We start from the raw sequence: 5,558 nt of genomic DNA, 5'->3' as shown, positions 1-5,558 counted from the left end.
AGATCGAGCGGCGACTGGGCCAGACGGCCCAGTAAGGGATCCGCAGCCCCGGCGCACCGTCACACCGGGGCCCCACAGCGGCAACAGCGGCCGGATCGACCGGAGCAACGGGATCCGCAGGAGCAGCAGGAGCAGCAGGAGCAGCAGGAGCAGCGGAATCTACAGGAAAGGGCGAGAGCGACAGGCAGGGCACGATCGGCAGGCAGGGCAGGATCGGCAGGCGAGGCGGGTAGGTCGGAAGGGTTAGGTGGGGCGAGTGGGAGGGTCGAGTGGGTCGATGCGGATCAGTAGGTGGTCGCGGAACGGTTGCACTGCAACGATCCCCATCTGACGACTGATCGGAGAAATTCTGATATGGGCAGGTCAGAACTGTCCCGCCGTGCCCTGATCGCCGGCGCCGGGGCCGCCGTCGCCGGCTGGAACACCGTCGCCCGGGCGTGGGCCGCCGAACCGGGCGCGCAGGCGGCGCAGCTGTCGGCGCTGGACGGGAGGGTGATCCTGCAGGGCGCCGAGGTGGAGCGGTTCTCCTGCGACTTCGGGCACCTGGTCGCCGCCGCGCCCCGTGCGGTGCTGCGGCCCGGCTCGGTGCTGGACGTGCAGAAGACGGTCGCCTTCGCACGACGGTCACCGCGCCCCCTTCCTGTGGACGCGGCACGCAGCACGGGCCGTCGACAGCGACCCCGCCCAGGCGTGGCCGTTCGGCCGCCTCACGCCCGCGCTCGACCTGTGGCCGCCGTCCCGCCTCGGATACGACGCACGCATCGCGGCCCTCCTCACGCGCCCGACGCCGGCTCGGCGGCGGGCCGCGGGAACGGGCACGAACGGGCGTGAACGGGCATGGCGGCGCGGGTGATCGCGCATCCGGGGGTGGAGGACGCGAGCGTCCGCCAGGTGCCGCAGGCGCTCGCCGACCCGGCCCCCCGCACGGTGGTGCGCACCCTCGCACATGCGGGGGGCCGAGGCGAGCTGCGGCTCCTTCGACCTGCCGGCGGGGCGTTCCACCTCCAGCCACCGCTTCGCGGTGCCGCGCGCGGCCGGGCCGCCGCGCCAGTACCACATGGGCACCACGAGGATGAACGCGCTGCGCGGCGAGGAGCCGGAGCGGCGCTTCCCGCGCCTGTCGCGGGCGGTGGTCACGGCGGCCGACACCGAGGCCCGGCCCCCACCCGTGACCACCCACCGACCCCGGCACCGGTCCCGGTCGGGTCTCAGTCGGTGACGGTGACGGTGACGGTGACGACGATCTTGCCGACCTGGGTGCCGGCCTCCAGGTAGCGGTGGGCCTCGGCGATGGTGTCCAGGCCCTCGAAGACGCGGTCCACGACGGGGACGAAGGTCCCGTCGGCCAGGCCCGCCGCGACGAAGGCGTGGCCGCGGCGCAGCCGCCGGGCGTCGCGGCGGGCCTCGTGGACGGTGTAGAAGCGGCTGGTGATCGGGGCGAAGGTGTCCTGGCCGGGCATGGGGGTGTCGGTGGGGTCGAGGCGGCCGTAGCCGGTCAGACGCCCGCCGGGGGCGATCGCGGCGGCGAGGGTGTTGACGCCGGGGCCGGCGACGGCGTCGAAGACGGTGCGCACGCCCTCGCCGCCGGTGATGTCCAGGACACGGGCCAGGAGGTCCTCCTCGCCGGTGACGATGACGTGGGCGGCGCCGGCGTCCAGGAGCCGGCGCTTCTTGGCCGGGGTACGGGTGGTGGCGATCGGGACGGCGCCGATGCGCCGGGCGGTGCGGATCGCCGCCAGTCCCACGCTGGAGGCGGCGGCCGTGAGCAGCACGTGGTCACCGGGGCGCAGATGGCCGTCCTCGGCGAGGGCACCGTAAGCGGTCAGGTAGGGCATCCACGTCGCGGCGCCCTGAACGGGGGTGAGGCGGGCGGGACGGTGAACGGCCGCGCGCGGGGACGAGGGCGTGGGTGGCGTAGACACCGTAGTCGTTCTGGGAGAACGCGGGGATGGAGCCGACCGGGTCACCGACCCGGAAGGCGCTGACACCCTCGCCGACGGCGTCGACGGTGCCGGAGGCCTCGTAACCGGGAGTGGCAGGGAACTCGGGGCTCTCCAAGTAGGCGCCCGCGCGGTAAAGGGCCTCAGCGCGGTTGAAACCGAGAGCCTGGACACGGATACGCAGTTCACCGGGGCCCGGCCGGGGCACGGGCATCTCACGGACGATGAGGACCTCGGGCCCTCCGATGGTCTCGAAGACGACTTTCCTGGGCATGACGGGCTTCCCCCGGGGTGGCATTGGCGCGGCGTGATCCGGATCCCCACCCAAGCCGCGGCACGGGCCCCTGTCAAACATCACCCCGGACCAGGACAAGGGGCATCTCGACACGCCCCGCACCGACTTGACCACACGTCAGACAAGCCATCGAAGCACCGCCGGTCGGCCGCCCGCCCGGCGGGAGCTGCGCGGCGGGTCGACGCCATCGCGCCCCGACGGCCGACGGCATCCGCACCCGCCTGAACCGGCCCCTCCCCCTCGCCCCGCCTCGCGCAGGCACAGCACGCGCACGTGCGGGCATCGGCGGCAGTGGGCACGCGTGCGCTCCAGCGTGGCTTTCCCTTGGGGGATCTGGACGCCGCCGGGGGACGTGTCCGCTCCGGTCGGGGCGGTTGTTGCGGCGCCGGCGCAGCGGGCGTCCCGGGCAGCCGGGGAGGACCTCGCGGCGTTCGGGCCGCTGATAGAGGGGGTGTGGGACGGGCTCGGGCGTCTGCCGCGCCGGGAGCGGGCCGCGCGGCACCCGGCCGGGGCCACGGGGCGGCTGTCAAACACCACCCCGGACCGGGACAAGGGGCATCTCGACACGCTCCACACCGACTTGACCACACGTCAGGCCAGCCACCGAAGCACCGCCAGTCGGCCGGCCGGGGCGACGGGGCGGCCCGGCCGACGCGGGGCGTAGGCTCGGGTACGTGATCGACGACGACGTCCAGGGGTGGGCCGGCACACGCCGGTGGGTTCAGGACGTGCTCGCGCCCGGCGAGCGGATCGTACGGGAGACACCCCTGAAAGGCGGGTGGACCTCACGGATGCGCCGCCTGGACGTCGAGGGCGCCGGCGCCCCGTACACGCTGGTACTGCGTTCCTTCGTCAAACCGTTCTACCGGCGCCACGCGCCCGCCCTGCTGACCCGGGAGGCCGGGGTGCTGCGCCTGCTTCAGGCGGGCGCCGTACCGGCCGCGCGACTGCGGGCCGTGGACGCGCACGCGGCCCACTGCGAGTACCCGTCACTGCTCATGAGCCATCTGCCCGGCGGGGTACGGGTGCGCGAGGACGGGGACGTCGGACGCCGTATCGTGCTGCTGGCCGCCCAGCTGGCCGCCGTACACGCCCTCCAGGTGCCCGCCGCGAACCGCCCCCGCGCCTGGCAGGCCTGGACCTCACCCGAACACGTACGCCCGCCCGCCCACACCGACCGGACCGCCCTGTGGGAGCGCGCGGTGAACGTGATCAGCCGCGAGGCACCGACACACCGCCCGCTTTTCCTGCACCGCGACTTCCACCCCGGCAACGTACTGTTCACCGGCACGGGCGACCAGCTCACGGTCAGCGGAGTCGTCGACTGGGTGGAGACCTCCTGGGGCCCGGCCGACCTCGACGTCGCCCACTGCTCCACCGCCCTGGCCCTACTCCACGGCACCCAGGCCGGCATGACCTTCGCCGACGCCTACGAACAAGCCGGCGGACACCTCACCACCGGCACCGACCACCTGTACTGGCGACTGCTCGACGCCCTCGCCTTCGCCCCCGACGCCGAGAAAGTCGCCGTCCCCTGGCGCGAGCTCGGCCGCACCGACCTAACCCCCGAACTCCTCACCAAACGCCTGGAGGACTACCTGCAGGCCTGCTTCAACCACTACACCTGAACAACCCACCCCACACCAACCACCGGGGCCACCCACCGCCGCAGCCACCAACCACCGGGGCGACCCGCCGCCGGGGCCGGCGCGACATTCCCAGCCACCGACCACGGGCCAAAGCCGCGCAGAGCCCGCCGTGACCGCGGCGGTGCTCGCCGACCAGTGGCAGTTCCACCAGTGACCTGACCGGTCCATCGGCACACAGCACGGCATCGGTGAGTTCGAACAGCGCATCCTCGCGCTTGGTCAAGCAGGAGTAGAACCCGCCTCGCAAGCGTGACAGTTCGGCGCACCCGCCATGCTCGACGCGATCGTGCCGCAGACTCATCCCCACGGCCTTCGTCATGGTTCGCGCATGCCTTGGCCGGAGCAAAGGATCAGACGAAGGCCGCCTCTACGTACAGCAGTTACCGGAACGAGTGATCAAGTTCAACGGCTCGTTCGAGGCCAGTGGTCAAAGATCAAGCCAGTGTGCCGGCGGGCCCACGGGGCCCCGCACCTGCAGGACGACGGCGCTCCCGGCGACACTCCGGTCCTCGCGCACGGTGATCACCTGGCCGGCCCCGAGGTGGCGCCACCGCGCGGGGTCCAGGGGTGCGAGCCGCACCGACGCGCGCTCGCCGGGGCCGAGCCGGGGCGTGAACTCCACCCACAGGGCGGCGATGTCCAGGGCCCGCCCGCCCGTGGGGCCCGGTTGCCGATGTCCCCCATCGGGCGCAGGACACCGGCCCCGGAGAACGAGGTCCTGCGCCTGCCCACGCCGGTCGGGGTGAGAGTGAGGTCGGCCCGGACGACCCCGTTGCGGGCCTCCCGGACGCGCCAGTGACACCAGGCCTCACTCCGTTCCAGCCGCAACTGCCCGGCGGCGGTGGCCAGACGCTCCCAGAACGCGGGCCCGAGCGGCGGTACGTCCCCGAGTTCCCCCAGCAGAGCGAGGGCCACCTCCCACCCGTCGCGGGTGAGGCAGTCCCAGACGTCGCCGACCGTCATGTCGTTCCCGGTCGCGGCCTCCTCGGGGACCAGCAGACAGGCGGCTTCCAACAGTTCGGGGACATCCGTGCCCCGATTCCGGACCACGGCCCCGCCGGCCGCGGCCACGGGTGCCCACAGGCGCGGGGGCGCCGCCCGCCCCGAGGCGGGCGCCGCCCCCGCAACCAGAACAGGCAGACCTCCAAACAGGCGGCCAACTCCCCGCCGAGGCAGGCGCCGTAGCACCGGCAAGCCCGCGCGCCGCCCTGACCCGACCACGCCTCGCCCTCCCGGCACGCGGAATGAACTCCGTTATGGAGGCGCTGCATTACGAGGTTGGCCTCGTCGCCGTCCCGCGGACACCCGAGCAGGCTGCCAACGCCGGGCGTCTGGGGGAGCTCGGGCTCGGCGAACGCCTGGACGTCGACACGGTGAGCCCCGAAGCACTGCGGGCGGCGATCAACAGGGTTGCCTCAGACCCGACAGTACGCGTCAACCTTGCAGGAATGCGCCAAGCCATCCTGCGAAGTGGTGGAGTCGCACGCGGCGCCGACGTGATCGAGCAGCACCTCCGTTAGTACTCCGTACGACTCTGCGCTCTTGCGTCGCCCTGACTGAAAACGGGAGCGGCCACCGCGTGAGCTGCCCCGACTTTGGTGGAGTCCGCGATCGTGTGATCAAGCGGCTTGCGGGGCTCGCTCCAGTTGCGCCCAGTAATCCTGCTCGTATTCG

General features: G+C 73.0%; 6 protein-coding genes and 2 pseudogenes. 4 read left to right on the top strand and 4 right to left on the bottom strand.

Annotated elements, in window-relative coordinates; translation table 11 throughout:
• Nucleotides 1-354: 354 nt before the first annotated feature.
• Both ABZW30_RS46370 and ABZW30_RS46365 read left to right on the top strand, forming a co-directional pair.
• Nucleotides 355-831 carry a hypothetical protein gene (locus ABZW30_RS46370; RefSeq protein ID WP_355677382.1) on the top strand — a complete coding sequence of 159 codons (477 nt, stop codon included), beginning with the start codon at nucleotides 355-357 and terminating at the stop codon, nucleotides 829-831.
• Between the two features lie 115 nt (nucleotides 832-946).
• Nucleotides 947-1,219, top strand: coding sequence for a hypothetical protein (locus tag ABZW30_RS46365; protein WP_355677381.1), 273 nt, complete (start codon nucleotides 947-949; stop codon nucleotides 1,217-1,219).
• On the opposite strand, the gene ABZW30_RS46360 is transcribed toward ABZW30_RS46365, so the two are convergent.
• The gene (locus tag ABZW30_RS46360) at nucleotides 1,209-1,835 is read right to left on the bottom strand and encodes a zinc-binding dehydrogenase (RefSeq protein WP_355677380.1); all 627 of its coding nucleotides are present in this window, start codon (nucleotides 1,833-1,835) and stop codon (nucleotides 1,209-1,211) included. The genes ABZW30_RS46365 and ABZW30_RS46360 overlap by 11 nt on opposite strands.
• A complete protein-coding gene (locus ABZW30_RS46355; protein WP_355677383.1) occupies nucleotides 1,777-2,154 on the bottom strand; it encodes an alcohol dehydrogenase catalytic domain-containing protein in 378 nt (125 codons plus the stop codon). Before ABZW30_RS46355 ends, ABZW30_RS46360 begins: the two co-directional genes overlap by 59 nt.
• 755 nt (nucleotides 2,155-2,909) lie before the next feature.
• On the opposite strand from ABZW30_RS46355, the gene ABZW30_RS46350 reads away from it, so the two are divergent.
• Nucleotides 2,910-3,863: an aminoglycoside phosphotransferase family protein gene (locus ABZW30_RS46350; RefSeq protein ID WP_355677379.1), complete on the top strand. Its 954-nt coding sequence runs from the start codon at nucleotides 2,910-2,912 to the stop codon at nucleotides 3,861-3,863.
• A 58-nt stretch (nucleotides 3,864-3,921) separates the two neighbouring features.
• On the opposite strand, the pseudogene ABZW30_RS46345 reads toward ABZW30_RS46350, so the two are convergent.
• Nucleotides 3,922-4,185 (bottom strand): annotated as a pseudogene (locus tag ABZW30_RS46345) (transposase); the annotation flags it as partial.
• Between the two features lie 126 nt (nucleotides 4,186-4,311).
• Nucleotides 4,312-4,847: pseudogene (locus ABZW30_RS46340) on the bottom strand (hypothetical protein).
• A gap of 293 nt (nucleotides 4,848-5,140) precedes the next feature.
• Between ABZW30_RS46340 and ABZW30_RS46335 the strand changes: the two are divergent.
• Complete coding sequence (locus ABZW30_RS46335) at nucleotides 5,141-5,404, top strand: hypothetical protein (protein ID WP_355677378.1); 264 nt, start codon at nucleotides 5,141-5,143, stop codon at nucleotides 5,402-5,404.
• The last annotated feature ends 154 nt before the right edge of the window (nucleotides 5,405-5,558 follow it).

The organism is Kitasatospora sp. NPDC004669, assembly GCF_040609455.1.
Lineage (GTDB): Bacteria > Actinomycetota > Actinomycetes > Streptomycetales > Streptomycetaceae > Kitasatospora.
The sequence above is the reverse complement of the archived record's forward strand: the minus strand, read 5'-3'. Positions and strand labels throughout refer to the sequence as shown.